This is a genomic window from Rhizobium skierniewicense (assembly GCF_014196515.1).
Lineage (GTDB): Bacteria > Pseudomonadota > Alphaproteobacteria > Rhizobiales > Rhizobiaceae > Agrobacterium > Agrobacterium skierniewicense.
This window is the reverse complement of record NZ_JACIDV010000006.1, coordinates 317,535-338,554: the sequence shown is the minus strand read 5'-3', so window position 1 is coordinate 338,554 and position 21,020 is coordinate 317,535. Positions and strand designations below refer to the sequence as shown.

21 protein-coding genes are annotated in these 21,020 nt (G+C 57.3%); 16 read left to right on the top strand and 5 right to left on the bottom strand.

From position 1 onward, the window contains the following. Positions 1-55: 55 nt before the first annotated feature. From GGQ73_RS12210 to hslV, 3 genes are all read right to left on the bottom strand, one after another. The gene (locus GGQ73_RS12210) at positions 56-1,021 is read right to left on the bottom strand and encodes a DUF1402 family protein (RefSeq protein ID WP_174154435.1); all 966 of its coding nucleotides are present in this window, start codon (positions 1,019-1,021) and stop codon (positions 56-58) included. A gap of 148 nt (positions 1,022-1,169) precedes the next feature. Further along, complete coding sequence (gene hslU / locus GGQ73_RS12205; protein ID WP_183896560.1) at positions 1,170-2,480, bottom strand: ATP-dependent protease ATPase subunit HslU; 1,311 nt, start codon at positions 2,478-2,480, stop codon at positions 1,170-1,172. A gap of 76 nt (positions 2,481-2,556) precedes the next feature. Then, positions 2,557-3,084, bottom strand: coding sequence for an ATP-dependent protease subunit HslV (hslV, locus tag GGQ73_RS12200; RefSeq protein ID WP_174154433.1), 528 nt, complete (start codon positions 3,082-3,084; stop codon positions 2,557-2,559). A 197-nt stretch (positions 3,085-3,281) separates the two neighbouring features. On the opposite strand from hslV, the gene hisB reads away from it, so the two are divergent. The 7 genes from hisB (at position 3,282) to coaA (ending at position 7,948) form a co-directional block, all read left to right on the top strand. Continuing rightward, positions 3,282-3,878, top strand: a complete 597-nt coding sequence (gene hisB / locus GGQ73_RS12195) for an imidazoleglycerol-phosphate dehydratase HisB (protein ID WP_183896558.1) — start codon at positions 3,282-3,284, stop codon at positions 3,876-3,878. A gap of 76 nt (positions 3,879-3,954) precedes the next feature. Beyond that, a complete protein-coding gene (locus GGQ73_RS12190; RefSeq protein ID WP_183896556.1) occupies positions 3,955-4,449 on the top strand; it encodes a DUF2628 domain-containing protein in 495 nt (164 codons plus the stop codon). 1 nt (position 4,450) lies between these two features. Further along, positions 4,451-5,101 (top strand): imidazole glycerol phosphate synthase subunit HisH, encoded by a 651-nt coding sequence (gene hisH, locus GGQ73_RS12185; protein ID WP_174154430.1) that lies wholly within the window; start codon positions 4,451-4,453, stop codon positions 5,099-5,101. A gap of 1 nt (position 5,102) precedes the next feature. Beyond that, the gene (gene hisA / locus GGQ73_RS12180) at positions 5,103-5,837 is read left to right on the top strand and encodes a 1-(5-phosphoribosyl)-5-[(5-phosphoribosylamino)methylideneamino]imidazole-4-carboxamide isomerase (RefSeq protein WP_183896554.1); all 735 of its coding nucleotides are present in this window, start codon (positions 5,103-5,105) and stop codon (positions 5,835-5,837) included. Then, entirely contained in the window at positions 5,834-6,610 is a 777-nt protein-coding gene (gene hisF, locus GGQ73_RS12175; RefSeq protein WP_183896552.1) for an imidazole glycerol phosphate synthase subunit HisF, read from the top strand. The genes hisA and hisF overlap by 4 nt, the downstream gene beginning before the upstream one ends. Positions 6,611-6,626: 16 nt before the next feature. After that, on the top strand, positions 6,627-6,950 hold the full coding sequence (locus tag GGQ73_RS12170; protein ID WP_183896550.1) for a phosphoribosyl-ATP diphosphatase: 324 nt from the start codon (positions 6,627-6,629) through the stop codon (positions 6,948-6,950). 14 nt (positions 6,951-6,964) lie between these two features. Beyond that, the gene (coaA, locus tag GGQ73_RS12165; protein WP_174154480.1) at positions 6,965-7,948 is read left to right on the top strand and encodes a type I pantothenate kinase; all 984 of its coding nucleotides are present in this window, start codon (positions 6,965-6,967) and stop codon (positions 7,946-7,948) included. Positions 7,949-8,013: 65 nt separating this feature from the next. On the opposite strand, the gene arfB is transcribed toward coaA, so the two are convergent. Beyond that, positions 8,014-8,448 carry an alternative ribosome rescue aminoacyl-tRNA hydrolase ArfB gene (arfB, locus tag GGQ73_RS12160; protein WP_183896548.1) on the bottom strand — a complete coding sequence of 145 codons (435 nt, stop codon included), beginning with the start codon at positions 8,446-8,448 and terminating at the stop codon, positions 8,014-8,016. Between the two features lie 213 nt (positions 8,449-8,661). Then, positions 8,662-10,272, bottom strand: a complete 1,611-nt coding sequence (locus tag GGQ73_RS12155) for a phosphoenolpyruvate carboxykinase (protein ID WP_183896546.1) — start codon at positions 10,270-10,272, stop codon at positions 8,662-8,664. A gap of 339 nt (positions 10,273-10,611) precedes the next feature. Here GGQ73_RS12155 and chvI point away from each other — a divergent pair, with 339 nt between their 5' ends. The 9 genes from chvI to GGQ73_RS12110 all read left to right on the top strand — a co-directional run bounded on the left by chvI (position 10,612) and on the right by GGQ73_RS12110 (position 21,018). Further along, on the top strand, positions 10,612-11,337 hold the full coding sequence (gene chvI, locus GGQ73_RS12150) for a two-component system response regulator ChvI (RefSeq protein ID WP_108722659.1): 726 nt from the start codon (positions 10,612-10,614) through the stop codon (positions 11,335-11,337). A 64-nt stretch (positions 11,338-11,401) separates the two neighbouring features. Next, entirely contained in the window at positions 11,402-13,177 is a 1,776-nt protein-coding gene (locus GGQ73_RS12145; protein ID WP_412762976.1) for a stimulus-sensing domain-containing protein, read from the top strand. Then, complete coding sequence (locus GGQ73_RS12140; RefSeq protein ID WP_183896544.1) at positions 13,167-13,631, top strand: HPr kinase/phosphorylase; 465 nt, start codon at positions 13,167-13,169, stop codon at positions 13,629-13,631. Before GGQ73_RS12145 ends, GGQ73_RS12140 begins: the two co-directional genes overlap by 11 nt. 125 nt (positions 13,632-13,756) lie before the next feature. Then, positions 13,757-14,158, top strand: a complete 402-nt coding sequence (locus tag GGQ73_RS12135; protein WP_045231065.1) for a PTS sugar transporter subunit IIA — start codon at positions 13,757-13,759, stop codon at positions 14,156-14,158. 15 nt (positions 14,159-14,173) lie between these two features. Further along, on the top strand, positions 14,174-14,449 hold the full coding sequence (locus tag GGQ73_RS12130) for an HPr family phosphocarrier protein (protein WP_183896542.1): 276 nt from the start codon (positions 14,174-14,176) through the stop codon (positions 14,447-14,449). A gap of 129 nt (positions 14,450-14,578) precedes the next feature. Continuing rightward, positions 14,579-15,979 (top strand): adenosylhomocysteinase, encoded by a 1,401-nt coding sequence (gene ahcY, locus GGQ73_RS12125; RefSeq protein WP_183896541.1) that lies wholly within the window; start codon positions 14,579-14,581, stop codon positions 15,977-15,979. A 352-nt stretch (positions 15,980-16,331) separates the two neighbouring features. After that, a complete protein-coding gene (locus GGQ73_RS12120; protein WP_234910956.1) occupies positions 16,332-18,767 on the top strand; it encodes a sensor histidine kinase in 2,436 nt (811 codons plus the stop codon). After that, the gene (tsaE, locus tag GGQ73_RS12115) at positions 18,764-20,290 is read left to right on the top strand and encodes a tRNA (adenosine(37)-N6)-threonylcarbamoyltransferase complex ATPase subunit type 1 TsaE (RefSeq protein ID WP_183896539.1); all 1,527 of its coding nucleotides are present in this window, start codon (positions 18,764-18,766) and stop codon (positions 20,288-20,290) included. Before GGQ73_RS12120 ends, tsaE begins: the two co-directional genes overlap by 4 nt. Then, positions 20,287-21,018: a nucleotidyltransferase family protein gene (locus GGQ73_RS12110; RefSeq protein ID WP_183896533.1), complete on the top strand. Its 732-nt coding sequence runs from the start codon at positions 20,287-20,289 to the stop codon at positions 21,016-21,018. Before tsaE ends, GGQ73_RS12110 begins: the two co-directional genes overlap by 4 nt. Positions 21,019-21,020 lie beyond the last annotated feature (2 nt).

Below are 21,020 nucleotides of genomic sequence, written 5' to 3'. Positions count from 1 at the left end.
GCCAGCGCCAAACGGTTTGCTTGTGCCAGAATCTCCGCCCGAGTTCGTTTGGATTTCACAAAAGACGCTGTAGTTCCGGCAGTTTTTCGTTCACCAGCCAGCCATAATAATTTTCCTCCGGCATCAGCGGCGCTTGACCGCTGCCAGCGCGCTGGCGATTTTTCTGCGCTAGCGCTGCCGCGCGTTGCTGGCTGCCGCCGAGATTATAGAGGGTGGAGGTCAGGCCAGGATTTTTGGAAATATCCATGTCGGCAATCGATTTGTAGTCATCGATGGATTTGCGGATGGCAGCAGCCATATAGGCCAAAGAGTGATCCGGCTCCATGATCGCAGTGTAGACCGCCGACGCGTCGTTCTCATCCAGCTTTTCAAAACCCGACACACGCGCCACGGTATCCGACAGCATCAGCGCCGTCAGCGGGTTGATCTGTCCGAGACCGAAAGTCTGGCCCGCATAGAAAGGCTGGAAGAAAACCGCACTGAAACGATTGTCGGGGTAGCTGACGCCATCCACCTTCTTGCCTCGGAAACTGTCGTCCCAGACATCTTCGCGGCAGGTCCAGAGGCTGACGGACTCACGCTTCGACTGGCATTTCGAAAATTGCGCATGCGTCAAAAATTGCGCAATGCTCTCATCCTTGTAGCCGAATCTAAAGCTGTTGCCGGCGTAGGATGCGGCCTTGACGTAGTAGGATTGTAGCCGGTCATAGGCATCGACATTATAAGTGTGTTCGCCAACGATGGCGCCGATCATGTGAATGGGATCGATACCATAGCGGTTGGCTGTCGATTTTATCTTCGAAATCAGCTGCTTGTCGGTGGACAGGAGGTCCAGCACCTTCTGGTATTTACGCTCGAAGGTGGAGTTGGAGCCTTTCGTGCGGCGGGCCGAAGAGCCCGGAACATCCGGCTGTTCGGCGTTTCGGTTACCGGGGGGCACGATGGTTGCGCCCTCCGCAAAGGATTGCGAGACCGCACCAAAAGCCACGACAGCAGCCAATGCCAGAAGAGTTTTACGCACGAGCAAATGCCTTTTTCTCGGCCGGCGTGATAACCGGACCATTTCTCTTAAGAGCCGTTAACGCTTTCATTAGCGAAAAGCGGGACCGGATGTCGAGAGAAGGCTTGTAAAATAAGAGTGCGGCAAGAGTTGCCGCACTCGATATTCGTTAGAGAATGTAGCGAGAGAGGTCGGTATCGGCGGCGATGTCACCGACATGCTCTTTCACATAGGCTTGATCGATCTTCACCGCTGAGCCGCCGCGATCCGGCGCATTGAACGAGATATCGTCCAGGACGCGCTCCATGACGGTTTGCAGGCGACGTGCGCCGATGTTTTCCACCGATGCATTCAGATGCACCGCAACGTCGGCCAGCGCGTCGATGGCATCATCGGTGAATTCGAGGTTCAGCTCTTCCGTTGCCATCAGGGCGATATACTGGCGGATAAGGCTTGCCTCGGTTTCCGTCAGAATACGACGGAAGTCTTCCTTGGTCAGCGGCTTTAACTCGACGCGAATCGGCAGTCGGCCTTGAAGTTCCGGCAGAAGATCGGATGGTTTCGATACATGGAACGCGCCTGAAGCGATGAAGAGAATATGGTCGGTTTTCACAGGCCCATATTTCGTCGAGACGGTCGTGCCTTCCACCAGGGGTAGCAAGTCGCGTTGCACGCCTTCACGCGACACACCCGCACCCATGCCGCCATCGCGGGCCGCGATCTTGTCGATCTCGTCCAAAAACACGATGCCGTCGTTTTCGACCGACTTCACCGCTTCGCGCTGGATGAGTTCGTTATCCAGCAATTTGTCGGATTCGTCACGGATCAGATCGGCATAGGATTTCTCGACTGATGTCCGCACCTTCTTGGTCCGTCCGCCCATGGCCTTGCCGAACATATCCGACAGATTGAGAACACCGATATTGGCACCTGGTGGCATGCCGGGAATATCGAAACCGGGCATGCCAGAGCTCGTATCGGCCACTTCGATATCGATTTCCTTCTTGTCCAGCTCACCATCGCGCAGTTTCTTGCGGAAACTGTCTCGTGTGGCCGGGGAGGAGGTGGAGCCGACCAGCGCATCCAGCACGCGCTCTTCTGCGCTTGCATGGGCTTTCGCCTGCACTTCGATCCGCTTCTTTTCACGGATCAGCCCAATGCCGATTTCGACGAGGTCGCGGATGATTTGCTCGACGTCGCGACCGACATAGCCGACTTCGGTAAATTTCGTCGCTTCAACCTTGATGAAGGGGGCTCCCGCCAGCTTTGCCAGACGACGGGATATTTCGGTCTTGCCGACACCGGTCGGTCCGATCATCAGAATATTCTTCGGCATTACCTCGTCGCGCAGATCGTCGTCCAGCTGCTGGCGGCGCCAGCGGTTGCGCAGCGCAATGGCCACGGCGCGTTTGGCATCATTCTGGCCGATAATGTGACGGTCGAGTTCGGAGACAATCTCGCGTGGAGAAAAAGTTGTCATCTGATTCCTTTCGGCGTTCTGTTGCGGCCAGCCATAACGGCCCAGCCCGCAGAACCCATGGTTTTGGAAGGCGCAGTTACTCTGCGTCGAGCGTTTCAATCACGAGATTATGGTTGGTGTAGACGCAGATATCGGCTGCGATATCGAGCGCCCGACGTGCAACCTCTTCGGCCGACTTTTCCGTATCCATCAACGCACGGGCGGCGGCAAAGGCATAGTTTCCTCCGGACCCGATGGCGATTGCGCCATGTTCCGGCTCCAGGACATCGCCATTACCGGTAATTGCCAGCGTGATCGACTTGTCTGCCACCAGCATCATCGCCTCAAGATTGCGAAGATACTTGTCCGTGCGCCAGTCCTTGGCAAGCTCTACGGCGGCCCGCATCAGTTGCCCGGGATATTGCTCCAGCTTCTTTTCAAGACGGTCGAGCAATGTGAAGGCATCAGCCGTGGCACCCGCAAAGCCTGCGATCACGTCGCCGCCCTTGCCGATGCGGCGCACCTTGCGGGCATTGCCCTTCATCACGGTCTGGCCGAGGCTGACCTGACCGTCTCCGGCCATCACCACCTGGCCCGCCTTTCTCACTGTAATAATCGTCGTCATCAAACACCTGTTTGCCCTGAGTGGGCGTTGTCGGACCACCCTTGCGGTCCATTTCGAAGTTTATGTAAGTCCGGTTTTTGCGATTGCAAATCGACAGGCATGCGGCGGCCAAAGTGCGGTGCGGCAAGACGATGTAATGACTGGATATTTGCAAGCCTTGCTGATAAGGAACGCCCATATTGATACGGAGCAGCCAGATGGCAGAGCGTAGAGCCGAGATTTCCCGCAAGACGAACGAAACGAGTGTTTCCGTGCGCGTCGACATCGATGGAAAAGGCACGTCGAAGATATCCACAGGGGTGGGTTTCTTTGATCATATGCTCGATCAGCTTGCCCGCCACTCGTTGATCGACATGGAGATCGAGGTGAAGGGCGACCTCCACATTGATGATCACCACACGGTCGAAGACACGGGCATCGCCATCGGTCAGGCTATCGCCAAGGCACTGGGCGACCGTCGCGGCATCACCCGTTATGCTTCGCTCGATCTTGCCATGGACGAAACCATGACCAAGGCTGCCGTCGATATTTCGGGTCGTCCGTTTCTCGTCTGGAATGTCGCGTTCTCAGCGCCGAAGATCGGTACCTTCGACACCGAACTGGTGCGGGAGTTCTTTCAGGCGCTGGCGCAAAATGCCGGGATCACCCTGCATATCCTCAACCATTACGGTGCCAACAACCATCATATCGCTGAAACATGTTTCAAGGCCGTTGCCCGTGTGCTGCGAGCAGCGACCGAAATCGATCCGCGTCAGGCAGATCGCGTTCCCTCCACAAAGGGCATGCTGGCCTGAGCGGGATGAAATCGTCAAAACGGTTCCAAGGCAATGGCGCCTTTATCCGTGGCTGAGAGCATTGTCAGGAAGACCGATGACATCTTATCTGGTTCTGGAAGCACCCGGCGGTCCTGATCGCGATCATCGCTCCACACGGTTCATAGCCGACCGGTTTTCATGGCTTGCGCTGTTGTTTCCCTGGGTCTGGTTTGCCATCCAGCGCCTCTGGTGGCTGTCGATCGGCATCATCATCTTGCAGGTGGCAGCAAGCCAGATGTCGCGCATCGAAGACCTTGGCATCGCAAACGCACTATTCGCACTGATGGTCGGCTTGATAGCCGGATTCGAAGGCAGAAACATGGTGGTTCGCCATCTGGTTTCCCGGGGTTGGATCCTGAAGACAGTGATTCACGCCCGCGATCTTGCCACGGCGGAAGAGATTTATTTCTCGAACCTGCCCGCTGAAGATTTCTCGCAGACGTCCAACATCCCGCATCCGGACTGGAAGCGGGATCGCAAAACCGGCAACGGGTTCATGAGCAACGATCCTGCCGGATCGTTTCAGTTCGATCTGAATGGAAGGCGCTGATATGCGTGTAGCAATTATCGATTATGGCTCCGGCAATCTGCGCTCTGCGACCAAAGCCTTCGAGCGCGCCGCCCGTGAAGCCGGGATCGATGCGACCATAGACCTGACCGACAAGCCGGAGAATGTCGCATCGGCAGACGCTATTGTTCTGCCCGGCGTGGGTGCCTATGCCGATTGCCGCGCTGGCCTTGATGCCGTGACCGGCATGCGCGAAGCACTGATCGAGGCTGTCGAGATCAAGGGGCGCCCCTTTATCGGTATCTGCGTCGGCATGCAGCTCATGTCGTCGCGTGGGCTGGAAAAGACGACCAGTGAAGGTCTCGGCTGGATCAACGGTGATGTCGTGGAAATGACGCCCTCTGATCCTACGCTAAAAATCCCGCAGATCGGCTGGAACACGCTGGATCTGCACAGCCCTCACCCGCTATTCGACGGCATCCGGACCGGAGCCGACGGACTGCACGCCTACTTCGTGCATTCCTACCACCTTGCTGCCAAACATGCAGACGATGTCATTGCCACCACCAATTACGGTGGCGCGATGACGGCATTCGTTGGCCGTGACAACACGGTCGGCGCGCAATTCCACCCGGAAAAAAGCCAGACGCTCGGCCTCGCCCTCATCTCGAATTTCCTGCGCTGGAAGCCCTAACATGATCCTATTTCCTGCAATCGACCTTAAAGACGGCCAGTGCGTTCGCCTCAAGCTTGGCGATATGGAGCAGGCCACCGTTTACAACGAGGACCCCGGCGCACAAGCCAAAGCCTTCGAGGACCAAGGCTTCGAATGGCTGCATGTGGTGGATCTGAACGGCGCGTTCGCAGGGCAGACGGTCAATGGCGACGCTGTGGACGCTATCTTGAAATCAACGAAAAACCCGGTGCAACTGGGTGGCGGTATCCGAACGCTGGAGCATATCGAGGCGTGGCTGAACCGTGGTCTTGCCCGTGTCATTCTCGGCACGGTCGCCGTTCGAGATCCGGTTCTGGTGATCGAAGCCTGCACGCGTTTTCCCGGACAGGTCGCCGTCGGCATCGATGCCAAGGGCGGCAAGGTGGCCGTGGAGGGCTGGGCGGAAGCGTCTGAGCTCGGGGTGATCGAACTGGCCAAGCGTTTCGAGGGTGCGGGCGTTGCAGCCATCATCTACACCGATATAGACCGAGACGGCATTCTGGCCGGTATCAACTGGTCATCCACGCTGGAACTGGCAGACGCCGTTTCCATCCCCGTCATCGCCTCGGGTGGTCTGGCCTCCATCGAGGACATCAAGCGTATGCTGGAGCCGGATGCAGCCAAGCTGGAAGGCGCGATCTCCGGTCGCGCGCTCTATGATGGCCGCATCGACCCGGCAAACGCGTTGGCGTTGATCAAGGAGGCCCGCGCATGACCCTCAAGGCCCGCATTATTCCCTGCCTCGACGTGAAAGATGGCCGTGTCGTCAAAGGCGTGAACTTCGTCGATCTGATCGATGCCGGTGATCCGGTGGAGGCGGCGAAAGCCTATGATGCCGCCGGTGCCGATGAGCTTTGCTTCCTCGATATCACTGCCTCATCCGATAACCGCGATACGATTTTCGATGTGGTGTCGCGCACGGCGGACCATTGCTTCATGCCGGTCACGGTCGGCGGTGGCGTTCGGGCCGTGTCAGATATTCGCAAGCTGCTGCTGTGCGGTGCCGACAAGGTCTCGATCAATTCCGCTGCCGTGAAAGACCCGGATTTCGTGGCGCAGGCGGCGGATAAGTTCGGCAATCAGTGCATTGTTGTTTCCATCGATGCCAAGAAAGTGTCAGTTGCTGGCGAAACGGATCGCTGGGAAATCTTTACCCATGGCGGCCGCCAGCCGACGGGTATCGACGCCGTTGAATTCGCCATCAAGATGGTGGATCGCGGTGCTGGCGAATTGCTCATCACCTCCATGGACCGCGATGGCACCAAAAGCGGTTACGACATTGCGCTGACGCGCACCATCGCCGATCAGGTCCGCGTGCCTGTGATCGCTTCGGGCGGCGTCGGCACACTGGATGATCTTGTTGCTGGTGTGCGGGATGGCCACGCGACGGCGGTTCTTGCGGCCTCGATCTTCCATTTCGGCACCTATTCCATTGGTGAAGCCAAGGCCTATATGGCCGAGCATGGCATCGCCATGCGCCTCGATTAAGCCAAGGTAGCGAGAGATGACCAGCTTTTCCCTTTCCGATCTGGAGCGCATCGTCGCTGAACGCGCCAGCGCCTCGCCTGAGCAATCCTGGACGGCCAAGCTTGTGGCTGCGGGCCAACCCCGCGCTGCCAAGAAGCTGGGCGAAGAGGCGGTGGAAGCCGTGATCGCCGCCATATCCCATGATCGCAAGAACCTGAGGGATGAGGCCGCCGATCTGCTCTACCACCTGCTGGTCGTGCTCAAGATCGCAGATATTCCGCTTAGCGATGTTCTGGCGGAGCTGGAACGCCGCACCGGACAATCCGGACTTCAGGAAAAGGAATCGAGGCCTAGTCCATGACGACCGTGGCACGCATGGGAGGACAAGGCATGCCGAACACGCTCGATCATTTCCGCCCCGACGAATATTCCCCCTACCACTTCTTCAGCTCGGAAGAATGGTCGAAATTCCGCGCCGACACGCCGATGACGCTGTCGGCTGACGAATTGAAACGGCTGCGTTCGCTGAACGACCCTATCGACATGGACGAGGTCAAGCGCATTTACCTGTCACTGTCGCGCCTCCTATCGACCCATGTCGAGGCATCGCAGGTGCTGTTTGATCAGCGCAACCGGTTTCTCAATATGGCCGGCGTGGACAAGACACCCTTCGTTATCGGCATTGCCGGTTCCGTTGCCGTTGGCAAATCGACCACGGCGCGTATCCTGAAAGAGCTTCTAGCCCGCTGGCCGTCCAGCCCGAAGGTCGATCTCATCACGACAGATGGTTTCCTCTATCCCAACGAGGTGTTGCGGCGGGAAAACCTGATGGAGCGAAAGGGCTTTCCAGAAAGCTATGACATCGGCTCTCTCTTGCGGTTCCTATCGGCCATCAAGGCCGGGCAGCCGGATGTGAAGGCGCCGAGCTACTCCCACCTGACCTATGATGTGGTGCCCAACGAATTCACCACTATCGACCGGCCCGACATTCTCATTTTCGAGGGCATCAACGTCCTGCAATCTCGCGATTTGCCGGAAGGCGGGCGCATCGTGCCAATCGTGTCCGATTTCTTCGATTTTTCGATCTATATCGACGCCGATGAGGCCTTGATTCACCATTGGTACGTCAACCGCTTCATGAACCTTCGCCAGACCGCGTTTCGCGATCCGTCATCCTATTTCAATCGCTATGCTTCGATTTCGGAAGAAGCGGCCATGGCGATTGCCGAAGGTCTCTGGGAAAACATCAACCTGAAAAATCTGCGGCGCAATATCGTGCCGACGCGCCCGAGAGCCGATCTGATCCTGCGCAAGGGCCAGAACCACCTGATCGACACGGTGGCGCTTCGAAAGCTCTAGAGCCGTTGTTGAGCGCAGTTCCAGACGCAAAAGCGGTTCCAACTTTTGCGGGGATTGCTCTGACCCTATTCCTTTTCGGGCCTGCTGCGCATCTTCTTGACGTCGGAACGGCCAGATTTGGCTTTCAAACGTCTTTCCACCGAACCCTTGGTGGGCTTGGTGGCCCGGCGCGCAGGCGGCGGCGGTTCTGCGGCCTTCAGGACCAGTTCCTTCAAGCGCTCGCGTGCATCCTCGCGGTTTCGTTCCTGCGTCCGAAACCGGTTGGCTTCAATCATCAGGACGCCATCCTTCGAGACACGCCTGCCCCCGAGGTGAAGAAGATTGGTCTTGACGCGATCCGAGAGAGACGGCGAATTGGCGACGTCATAGAACAGCTGAACGGCTGTCGAAACCTTGTTGACGTTCTGCCCGCCCGGCCCGCCAGCCAGCACGAATTGCTCCGTCAGTTCCCATCCGGCAATCGTGATCCTGTTGCTGATAAATAGCGCGGCGCTGGCCATGTTCGTTCTCCGGAAGCGGTGATGCCACAGATCGGTGAGAATGAAAACCTTCCGCGTTCTATGAAACGGTTAAGCCCACAACACGCAAGGCTCAGCCCTCTCTCGACGTCATACTCGGGCTTGTCCCGAGGATGACGGCACAACTCCACTACAGGCTATCCATGAAAAAACCCGGCGCGAGGCCGGGTTTCACGTGAATTCATTTTCAAATGTTTACTCGGCAGCGGCCAACATACCAGGGGCTGCGTCGCGAACCTTGCCGTCCACATGATCTTCAAACTTGGTGAAGTTCGTAACGAACATGGAAACGAGCTTCTTGGCCTGCGCATCGTAGGCTGCGCCATCGGCCCACGTCGAACGCGGGTCGAGAATGCCATTGTCGATGCCTTCGAGCGCTGTCGGAACCGCAAAGCCGAAATTGACATCGGTGCGGAACTGGCCGTTTTTCAGTTCGCCCGTCAGGGCTGCACTCAGAAGCGCGCGGGTTGCCTTGATGGGCATACGCTTGCCGATGCCGTAGGCGCCACCGGTCCAGCCGGTGTTGACCAGCCAGCAATCGACGCCGTGTTTGCCGATCAGATCGCGCAGCAGATTGCCGTATTCCGCCGGGTGGCGCGGCATGAAAGGGGCACCGAAGCAGGTGGAGAAGGTTGCTTCCGGCTCGGTAACGCCCTTTTCCGTGCCGGCAACCTTTGCCGTATAACCGGACAGGAAGTGGTACATGGCCTGTTCCGGCGTCAAACGCGCGATCGGTGGCAGCACGCCGAAAGCGTCCGCTGTCAACATGATAATGGTTTTCGGATGACCAGCCAGACCCGTGTCGGATGCATTCGGAATGAAGTGTAGAGGATAGGCACTGCGGGTATTTTCCGTCAGCGACGTGTCGTCGAAATTGGGAACGCGGTTTTCGTCAAGAACGACGTTCTCCAGAACCGTGCCGAAGCGGCGCGTTGCGGCATAAATCTCAGGCTCGGCTTCGGCCGAAAGCTTGATGGCCTTGGCATAGCAGCCGCCTTCGAAGTTGAAGATGCCATCTTCGCCCCATCCGTGCTCGTCATCGCCGATGAGCGTGCGCGATGGATCGGCAGACAGCGTGGTCTTGCCGGTGCCGGAGAGACCGAAGAACACGGCGGCATCGCCATCGGGGCCGACATTGGCGGAGCAATGCATCGGCATCACGCCCTTGGCCGGCAACAGGTAGTTCAGAACAGTGAAGACAGACTTCTTGTTCTCACCGGCATAGGAGGTGCCACCGATCAGGACCAGGCCCTTGGTCAGGTCACAGGCGATGACGGTCTCTGTGCGGACGCCGTGACGGGCCGGATCGGCCTTGAAGCTCGGCAGATTGATGATCGTCAGCTTCTGTTTGAACGCGCCAAGCTTTTCACGCGACGGGCGGATCAGAAGATTGCGGATGAACAGACCGTGCCATGCAAGCTCGGTCACGACGCGGGTGGGAAGCGCGTTGTCTTCGTCGGCACCACCGATCAGGTCCTGCACATAAAGCGTCTTGCCGGCCGCATGGGCCAGCATATCCTTGTGGAGGATATCGAAATGCTCAGGCGACAACGGCTTGTTGTTGTCCCACCAAATGCTGTCTTCCGTGGAGGCGTCGCGAACGACGAATTTGTCCTTGGGGGAACGGCCGGTGTGCTGGCCGGTTACGGCCCGAAGCGCGCCGTCGGCGGTGATGTCTGCTTCGCCATTGCGGATGGCGTGCTCGTACAATTCACCCTCGATAAGGTTATAATGCACGGCGGCAACAGCGGACAGGCCCAACGCCGACACACCGTTTTCAGGATTACGTACTCCAAGTTCCTTCACGGGCGCGTTCCTTTTTCAAAAGACGAAAGCATTAAAATGTGTCCTGAAATTAATCTCGTCAATTTGAAAAAACAAGGCATCAATTTAAATAATTCAATAAATTCAATATATTAATCGATTTAAAAGATTTTATTTCGTTTTAAATCGGTTTAGTTCGTGTCTCTCACCGGCAAAGTTCCGATCCACGAAAATTACTGCTCATAAATCGGCGGCGATACGTCTGTTTTTCTTTGCCACAATTTGTTCCACCTTTATACTCATGAGAAATGCTCACGGCGCACAACCTTGGCTGGGATGGGATGTCGGGAGTAAAATATTATGACGATGGAGACCAATTTTATGCAGACTATTGCGCTTGTGGACGATGACCGAAATATTTTGACGTCCGTTTCGATTGCGCTCGAAGCGGAAGGATACAAGGTCGAGACGTACACCGACGGCGCTTCCGCTCTGGATGGATTGATCGCACGCCCACCGCAACTCGCGATCTTTGACATCAAGATGCCGCGCATGGATGGCATGGAGCTGTTGCGGCGTCTGCGTCAGAAGTCGGATCTGCCTGTGATTTTCCTCACCTCCAAGGACGAGGAAATCGATGAGCTGTTCGGTCTCAAGATGGGCGCTGACGATTTCATCACCAAGCCCTTCTCCCAGCGTCTTCTGGTGGAGCGCGTCAAGGCGATCCTTCGCCGTGCCAGCAGCCGCGACGCCGCCGTTCCCGGAGCGAGCCCGCTCAAGCCCACCGCAGACCAGCAGGCCCGTACGCTGGAGCGTGGCCAGCTCGCCATGGATCAGGAACGCCACACCTGCACCTGGAAGGGCGAGCCTGTGACATTGACGGTCACCGAATTCCTCATCCTGCACTCGCTGGCGCAGCGCCCCGGTGTGGTCAAAAGCCGCGATGCGCTGATGGACGCCGCCTATGACGAGCAGGTCTATGTCGATGACAGAACCATCGACAGCCATATCAAGCGTCTTCGCAAGAAGTTCAAACTCGTCGATAACGACTTCGACATGATTGAAACGCTGTACGGCGTAGGATATCGCTTCCGCGAAGCGGCCTGAGATACGGCAGCCATGATGTGACGCCGCGATATCGCGGCGCTGAGGGACGACGTTGCTGAACAAAATGCAGGACAGCGTATCGGATCATACCGATGCCGACGACCGTGAGAGCGGTCGGCGGCATCGTATTCATCCGCTGACGATCGTCCGGCGTATTTTCGGCAATGCCGTCTTTTCCAGCCTGACGCGACGCATTCTGTTTTTCAATGTCGCGGCGACCGTGGTGCTTGTCGGTGGTATCCTCTACCTCAATCAATTTCGCGAGGGTCTGATCGATGCCCGCGTCGAAAGTCTGCTGACCCAGGGCGAAATCATCGCAGGCGCTATCTCGGCATCCGCTTCGGTCGATACGAACTCCATTACCATCAATCCTGAAAAGCTGCTGGAGTTGCAGGCCGGTCAGAGCATCACGCCGGTACCCAATGACGAAGACCTGTCTTTCCCTATCAATCCCGAGCGCGTAGCGCCGGTACTGCGCAGATTGATCTCTCCCACGAGAACACGTGCACGCCTGTTCGACGCGGATGCCAACATCCTGCTGGATTCGCGCCATCTGTATTCCCGCGGTCAGGTGCTGCGTTACGATCTACCGCCGGTCACGCCTGAAACGCAGACATGGGGCGATTGGGTCGCCAGTATCTTCAACCGCATGCTGCAACCCAGCAGCCTGCCGCTCTACAAGGAAACGCCGGGTGGCGATGGCTCGATTTACCCTGAAGTAATGAATGCGCTGACCGGCGTGCGTGGTGCCGTCGTCCGTGTGACCGAAAAGGGTGAACTGATCGTTTCCGTCGCGGTGCCCGTCCAACGCTTCCGCGCCGTGCTGGGTGTGTTGCTCCTGTCCACGCAGGCCGGTGATATTGACAAGATCGTTCATGCCGAGCGCCTGGCGATCATGCGCGTCTTCGGTATCGCGACCCTCGTCAATATCGTGCTTTCGCTGCTGCTGTCGTCCACCATCGCAACACCCTTGCGCCGCCTGTCCGCTGCCGCCATCCGTGTGCGGCGCGGAGCCAAGGCACGCGAGGAAATCCCCGATTTCTCGGCGCGTCAGGATGAGATCGGCAATCTCTCCATTGCCCTGCGCGAAATGACCAATGCGCTCTATGACCGCATCGACGCCATCGAAAGTTTCGCCGCCGATGTCAGCCACGAGCTGAAAAACCCGCTGACGTCGCTGCGCAGCGCTGTCGAGACATTGCCACGCGCCAAGACAGAGGAATCCAAACAGCGGCTGACTGAAATCATCTTCCATGATGTGCGCCGTCTGGACCGGTTGATCAGCGACATCTCCGACGCATCACGTCTGGATGCGGAACTGGCGCGCGTCGATGCGTCACCTGTCGATCTGGAAGTCGTGCTCGGCAATCTGGTCGAAATATCCCGGCAGATCAGCGCCAAGAAAAAGAGCGTCACGATCGATTATGTGGTCGATCACAAGCCTGGTACCAAGACCAGTTACATCGTCAATGGCCATGATCTGCGGATCGGTCAGATCATCACCAACCTCATCGAGAATGCGCGTTCCTTCGTGTCGCAGGATGGCGGGCGGATCGTCGTGCATCTTCTGCGCCAGAAGGATCGTTGCATCGTGCGTGTCGAGGACAACGGGCCCGGCATTCAGGCTGAGGACATCGACCGCATTTTCGAGCGTTTCTACACCGACCGCCCCGCCAGCGAAGGGTTTGGCCAGAATTCGGGTCTTGGCCTTTCCATCAGCCGCCAGATCGCCGAAGCCCACGGCGGTACACTGAAGGCGGATAATATTCTCGACACATACGGCGTGATTTCCGGCGCACGTTTCAGCCTGTCGCTTCCTGCTGCCCATCATGAGCGTTGATCCTCCCAATCTTCACGCAACGGCCATCGTCATCGGCAAGACCGGATTGTTGTTCGTTGGACCCTCCGGCAGCGGCAAAAGCGAAATGGCATTCAGTTTCATCACGGAAGCCCAGCGCTGCGGCCTGGAAGCGGCTTTGGTGGCCGATGATCAGGTGTTGATGACCTGCAGCGGCGGGACGGTGATAGCCAACCGTCCGGCCGCTATTGCCGGGCTGTTGGAACTGCGCGGCAGCGGGATTATATCGCTCAAAAGCGTGGCGTCTGCCGAAATGCATTGTGCGATCACGTCGATGCCGTCGCCGGAGAGCCCTCGCCTGCCACCTGAAAACGAGAGGCTTGAATTGGGTGCGAGCGCATCGTTGCCGCTTGTGCGTATTCCGCGTGACAGCATCACCCCCTATGGAAAATTTGCTGCACTTGCTCAGAATCTTTTCATAACCAAGGGAATGTGAACGGAAATCGGGCGATTTGGGGCTTGCGCTTCGATTTTTCCTCATCAAGATGTGGCCCCACCGATAGACATGATTGCGGCATTGCGATAGTCGGCAATCATAATGCGTGTGCAAGGGAGCGTTTCATGATCGGACTGGTGCTTGTCACTCATGGCAAGCTGGCTGAGGAGTTCCGCCACGCCGTAGAGCATGTGGTCGGACCTCAGAAATTGATCGAGACGGTGTGTATCGGTCCCGAAGATGACATGGACCAGCGCAGGCAGGATATTATCGACGCCGTGACACGCGCCAATGACGGCAATGGTGTCATCATCCTGACCGATATGTTTGGCGGAACGCCGTCCAATCTGGCGATCTCCGTCATGAACAGCGGCAATGTCGAAGTCATTGCAGGCGTCAACCTGCCCATGCTCATCAAACTGGCGGGTATCCGCGTCGAAGATAACATGGAGAAGGCCTTGCAGGAGGCCTCGGATGCTGGCAGAAAATATATCAACGTCGCCAGCCGCGTTCTCAGCGGCAAATAAGAAGAAGATCGCTGGATGTCGTCTCTTTCGCGGGAATTGCTGATCGTCAACAAGCGTGGCCTCCACGCACGCGCCTCCGCGAAATTCGTACAGATGGTCGATGGTTTCGACGCGTCCATTGCCGTGTCCAAGGATGGGATGACCGTTGGCGGTACTTCGATCATGGGCTTGATGATGCTGGCGGCAAGCCCTGGCTGCACCGTTCTGGTCGAGGCCAGCGGAAATCAGGCGGAAGAGGCGCTCGCAGCGCTCGAAACACTGGTCGCCGACCGCTTCGGTGAAGAAATCTGATAACCACGTCATATAAAGACATAAAGACTTCTTTATATCGTTATTGCCAGATTGCCCCTGGCCTGCTACACCGCAACCTGAATTTTCAGGCAGCGGCTGGCCCCTGCCATCTTGGAGCAGGAGACACATATGAGTGCCGACAAAGATTATATCGTAGCTGACATCAACCTTGCCGATTATGGTCGCAAGGAACTGGACATCGCAGAAACAGAAATGCCCGGCTTGATGTCCTGCCGTGAAGAGTTTGGTCAGACTAAGCCATTGAAGGGCGCGCGGATCTCCGGTTCGCTGCACATGACCATTCAGACGGCCGTTCTCATCGAGACGCTGAAGGAACTGGGCGCCGAAATTCGCTGGGCGTCCTGCAACATTTTCTCCACACAGGACCACGCAGCGGCAGCCATCGCCGCCAGCGGCATTCCCGTTTTTGCCGTCAAGGGTGAAAGCCTGACGGAATATTGGGAATACACCGACAAGATTTTCCAGTGGGCCGATGGTGGCTTTTCCAACATGATCCTCGATGATGGCGGCGATGCCACCATGTACATCCTGCTCGGCGCACGTGCCGAAGCTGGTGAAGACATCCTGTCCAAGCCTGACTCCGAAGAAGAAGAAATCCTGCTCGCACAGATCAAGAAGCGCCTTGCCGCTTCCCCAGGCTGGTTCACCAAGCAGCGCGATGCCATCAAGGGCGTCACCGAAGAAACCACAACAGGCGTTCATCGCCTCTACGATCTCAGCAAGAAGGGCCTGCTTCCCTTCCCCGCCATCAACGTCAATGACAGCGTCACCAAGTCGAAGTTCGACAACAAGTATGGCTGCAAGGAATCGCTGGTCGACGGTATCAGACGTGCCACCGACGTGATGATGGCTGGCAAGGTCGCCGTCGTGTGCGGTTACGGCGATGTCGGCAAGGGTTCGGCTGCTTCACTTCAGGGCGCCGGCGCCCGCGTCAAGGTCACGGAAATCGACCCGATCTGCGCCCTTCAGGCGGCCATGGACGGTTTTGAAGTCGTTCTTCTAGAAGACGTCGTCGCGTCCGCTGACATCTTCATCACCACCACCGGCAACAAGGACGTCATCCGCATCGAGCACATGCGCGAGATGAAGGATATGGCCATCGTCGGCAACATCGGCCACTTCGACAACGAAATTCAGGTTTCCGCTCTCAAGAACCTGAAGTGGACGAACATCAAGCCACAGGTCGACATGATCGAGTTTGCCAAGGGCAACCGCATGATCCTTCTGTCGGAAGGTCGTCTGCTCAACCTCGGCAACGCGACGGGACATCCTTCCTTCGTAATGTCCGCCTCCTTCACCAACCAGGTGCTGGGTCAGATCGAGCTGTTTACCAAGCAGGGCGAGTACAAGAACGATGTCTACGTTCTGCCGAAACACCTCGATGAGAAGGTCGCACGCCTGCATCTTGAGAAGCTGGGCGTGAAGTTGACAGAACTTTCTGAGCTTCAGGCAGATTATATTGGCGTGTCCAAGGTGGGTCCGTTTAAGGCTGAGCACTACAGATATTGATTTTATGGTTAATATCCACATTTAATGCACTAGATATGGTTATGGCGGGCTTGACAAAGCTCGCCATTTCTTTTTGGCCCCTCCCTTTCCGGGGGTTTCCGAAGGCGGTATTGTGACAAGACTTGATTCGTGCGCGGGCATGGCGCGCGGAAATGGGATGTCTTGTCGAGAATGCGGCACATAGGACGGAGACAGACCGGGGATGACGGTAGAAAATTCAGTCTCGCAAAAGCGAGCCAATGATGATGTCGCGCCAGACAATGGCGACGCACCTGCGCGAAGACGCTGGCTGACCTCTGTCACAGGGGCAACAGCGCGTATCCGTGCCAAGGCGGTTGCTTTTACGGCGTTGATGTCTGGAACAGCATTGAGCGGTTTTGCGGTCGCGGCACACGCCCAGCAAAACGCCGTTCTGCAAGGCGGCGAACGCTTGTTCTCCTCATCGGAAACCATCACCTATTCGCTGTTTATCGGCATCGTCTCGGCAACTCTGTTTTCCATCGTCTGGCTCGTCCGCCAGCGGGGCAACATCGAGGCTGAAACCAGCGAGTACCGCACGGCGCTTGCGGAAGCCAATTCCAAGATTTCCAAATATGAAGCTTTGATCGCTGACAAATCCCGTCGTATCGTCATCTGGGAAAGCGCTGGCGAACGCCCTGAATTCATCGGGCAACTGCCGCCTGAAACCGGCGTTCCCTTTGCCGATCAGGATTTTCTTGCCTTCGGTCGCTGGCTTCGCCCGACCTCTGCCGGCCCGCTCGAAAAGGCCATCGAGAAACTGCGCAGCCACGCGCAGAGTTTCGATCTCACCATCGAGACGCAGCGCGGCGAAGTCATCGAAGTTCAGGGACGGGTCTCCGGTGGCAAGGCGTTTGCGCGTTTCGTGGCTCTCAACAATCTGCGTGCCGAGCTTGCCGAATTGAAGATCGAGCGCGAAGGCCTGGTATCGTCCATTTCGACATTCCAGGAGCTGCTCGACAGCATCGAGCAACCGGTCTGGCGTCGCAACTCCGATGGTGCCCTGACGTGGGTCAACCACGCCTATGCGCAGAGTGTGGATGCTCGCACGCCTGAACAGGCAGTCACCGAGCAATGCGAATTGCTGAACACGGTCACGCGCCAGAAAATCCGTGCCAGCGCGACCCCAGAATCGCCCTACCACGACCGGATTTCCACCGTGGTTTCCGGCAACAGAACCTTTTTCGATGTGGTCGATCTCAAGACGCCGGGCGGTTCCGCTGGCATGGCCATCGATGCCACCGAAGCCGAGACGGTGCGTGAAGAGCTGAAGCGCACGTTGAAGAGCCACGCCGAGACGCTGGATCATCTGGCAACGCCGGTGGCGATCTTTGACGGTCAGCAGCGCCTGCAATTTTACAATCAGGCCTTCGTCACCCTTTGGGGCCTCGATCTGGTTCTTCTGGAATCCAAGCCCGACAATTCCGAACTGTTCGATCGTCTGCGCTCCGCTGGCAAGCTACCCGAACAGCTGAGCTGGAAAAGCTGGAAGGAAACGGCACTTTCCGTCTACCGCTCGCTCGATACCAAGACAGACCTGTGGCACCTGCCGAACGGACAGACACTGCGCGTGATCGCGACCGCGCATCCGCAGGGCGGCGCGACATGGGTCTTCGAAAACCTGACCGAACAGGTCGATCTGCAGATGCGCTACAACACTCTGGTCAAGGTTCAGGGCGAAACCATCGATCATCTGGCAGAAGGCGTCGCCGTTTTCGGTGCCGATGGACGCATGCGCCTGTCGAACCCTGCCTTCCGCGCATTGTGGGGCATCACGGCCGACGAAGCGGAAGCGGGCAAACACATTCGCTCGATCGAAGAGGTCTGCGCGCAATCCTACGACAAGCCGGATGGCTGGCGCGCGTTTAGCCAGTTCATCACCAGCTTCGATGACGAACGCCTGTCGAAGCAGGGCACGCTGGAGCTGCTATCGGGTCTCGTGCTGGACTATGCGATTATTCCTTTGCCGGATTCGCAGACCATGCTGACCTTTGTCAACATGACCGACAGCGTGCGTGCCGAACGTGCCCTCAAGGAAAAGAACGAAGCCCTGCGCAAGGCCGACGAGTTGAAGAACGACTTCGTTCAGCACGTGTCCTATGAACTGCGCTCGCCCCTGACAAACATCATCGGCTTTACCGATCTCTTGAAAACACCGGGGATCGGTGAGCTCAGCGCGCGACAGGCCGAATATCTCGACCATATCTCGACGTCCTCATCGCTTCTGTTGACGATTGTCAACGACATCCTGGATCTGGCAACGGTCGATGCTGGCATCATGCATTTGAACTACACCGAAAACGATCTCACCGACCTGCTGGACGACGTCTCCACCAAGATTGCCGACCGTTTGCAGGAAAGCAGCGTCTCGCTCGAAATCGTGGCTCCCGCCCATCTCGGCGCCATCGTTGCCGACCACCAGCGTCTCAAGCAGATCCTCATCAAGCTTTTGACCAATGCCGCCAATTTCGCGCCGGAGGGGTCGGCCATCACGCTGACCTGCCAGCGCAGCGAAGGCGATTTCGTCTTTTCCGTTGCCGACCGTGGACCGGGCATCCCCAAGGACATGCTAAAAACCGTGTTCGATCGCTTCTCGACGCGTGGCAATGGCGGTCGCCGCACCGGTGCCGGTCTTGGCCTGTCGATCGTCGAAAGCTTCGTGAGCCTGCACAACGGCAATGTCACCATCGACAGCCGCCCCGGTGAAGGCACGGTCGTTAGCTGCCGCATTCCATCCGGCTCGCATCCGCATTCCATCGCCGCCGAATGAACGAGACGGTTTTGCCTCTTTCCATAGGCCTTGCCGATGAAGCCGAGATGATCCGGCTTGGTCAAGCCCTGGCACTCACCGTCAAACCCGGCGATTGCATTGCCCTGATTGGTGATCTCGGTGCCGGTAAATCCACACTGGCGCGCGCCTTGATCCGCGCGGTTGCGGGCGACCCTTATCACGAGGTTCCCAGCCCCACCTTCACCATCGTGCAAACCTATGGCTTGCGCTTTCCCGTCCACCATCTGGATCTCTACCGCCTTTCCGATGTGTCTGAGATGGATGAACTCGGCATCGATGAGATGCTGTCCGATGGTGTGTGCCTGATCGAATGGCCGGAACTGGCCGCAAGCGAACTGCCTGATGACAGCACCATCACCCTGCGCCTGACCCATCACGGTGACGGACGCATGGCAACCATCGACGCCCCTCAACGGCTGAGAACCAGGCTGGATCGCGTGCTTGCCATTGGCAATTTTCTGAAGCGCAACGGGAGAGAGAACGCCGTCAGGCACTATTTCAGCGGTGACGCCGCCTATCGCACCTACGAGCTGATCAGTGACGATGATAGCCAATACCTGCTGATGGACTGGCAACCACCACCCAGAGGTCCGGTGATCCAGGACGGCAAGACCTATGCCGAGATCGTCCACCTCGCGCGCGACGTGAGCCCCTTCGTCGCCATTGACAGTTTCCTGTCGCAGAACGGGTTTTCCGTCCCCGCCATTCTCGCCCAGAATTTGGACGAAGGCATTCTGCTTCTGGAAGATATTGGACGTGATGGCGTTCTGTACGCCGACGGCAACCCGATTGCCGAGCGTTATCTGGAAAGCGTTGCCTGTCTGGCGGCCCTGCACGAGGCCGCTCTGCCCGCCGATATTGCTCTTCCCGATGGCACGATCTATCAAGTGCCGTCTTTCGACGCTGATGCGATGAAGATCGAAACCTCGCTGCTGCTGGACTGGTATGTTCCGCATATCCGTGGCGAGGACATCAGTGGCTGTGAAAAACAAAGTTTCTTTGCGGTTTGGGACCAGCTGATCGAGAAGCTTGGCGATGCGGAAACCGGTCTTCTCCTGCGGGATTTCCACTCGCCCAACATCATCTGGCAATCGCAAAAAGCCGGCATCAACCAGGTCGGGATCATCGATTTTCAGGACGCGATGATCGGCCCGACAGCCTATGACCTGGCTTCCATCGTTCAGGATGCGCGGGTGACGATACCATCAGACCTGCAAGCGCGGCTGATGGGACACTATCTCGACATCAGGCGTAAAAACCCTGATTTCGATGAGGCAGCCTTCCTGAAGGCATTCGCCATCATGGCCGCACAACGCAATTGCAAGCTCGTGGGCATCTGGGTCCGGTTGATGAAACGCGATGGCAAGCCGCATTACATGAAACACATGCCGCGCACCTTTTCCTACCTGCGCTCAGCACTCGAACATCCTGATCTCGCACCCTTGAATGACTGGTTCAGGAATGCGCGAATCGACATTCACGAACAGCGAAATTTTTCATGACGATCAAACAAGCCATGGTGCTGGCGGCAGGTCTCGGCACGAGAATGCGCCCGATTACCGATACGATCCCCAAGCCTCTCGTCGGTATCGCCGGACGCCCGATGATCGATTACGTCATTGATCTTCTTGTTGCGGCAGGCGTGGAAACCATTGCCATCAATGTCCACCATCATCCGGATCAGATGGTCGCCCATCTTCAATCGCGGGATGACGTCAATATTCTGATTTCGGACGAGCGCGCCGAGCTGATGAATTCGGGTGGTGGACTGGCCAAGGGTTTGAAATTGCTGGAACCCGGCCCCGTCATCGTCATGAATGCCGACCTGTTCTGGATCGGCGAGCCACCCGGGGAACCCACCAACCTGCAAAAGCTGGCGAATGCCTTCGACCCAGAGATCATGGACATGGCGCTGCTTTGCGTCGATATGGACCGGACCACCGGTCACAACGGCAAGAAGGACTTCAACCTTGCCGATGATGGCCATCTGACGCGATACAACGACGGCGAGCCTTACCCGGTGGTGTATGCCGGTGCCATCGCGATGGATTCGCGGCTGCTGAACGACGCACCTGCCGATGCTTTCAATCTCAACATCTATTTCGACCACGCCATCGCCCGGAAACGGCTTTTTGGTCTGTCACTGACCGGACAATGGATTACCGTCGGCACGCCGGATGCTATAGAGGATGCGGAACGAACCATCGCAGCCTTAGCAACCGACAAGTGAGA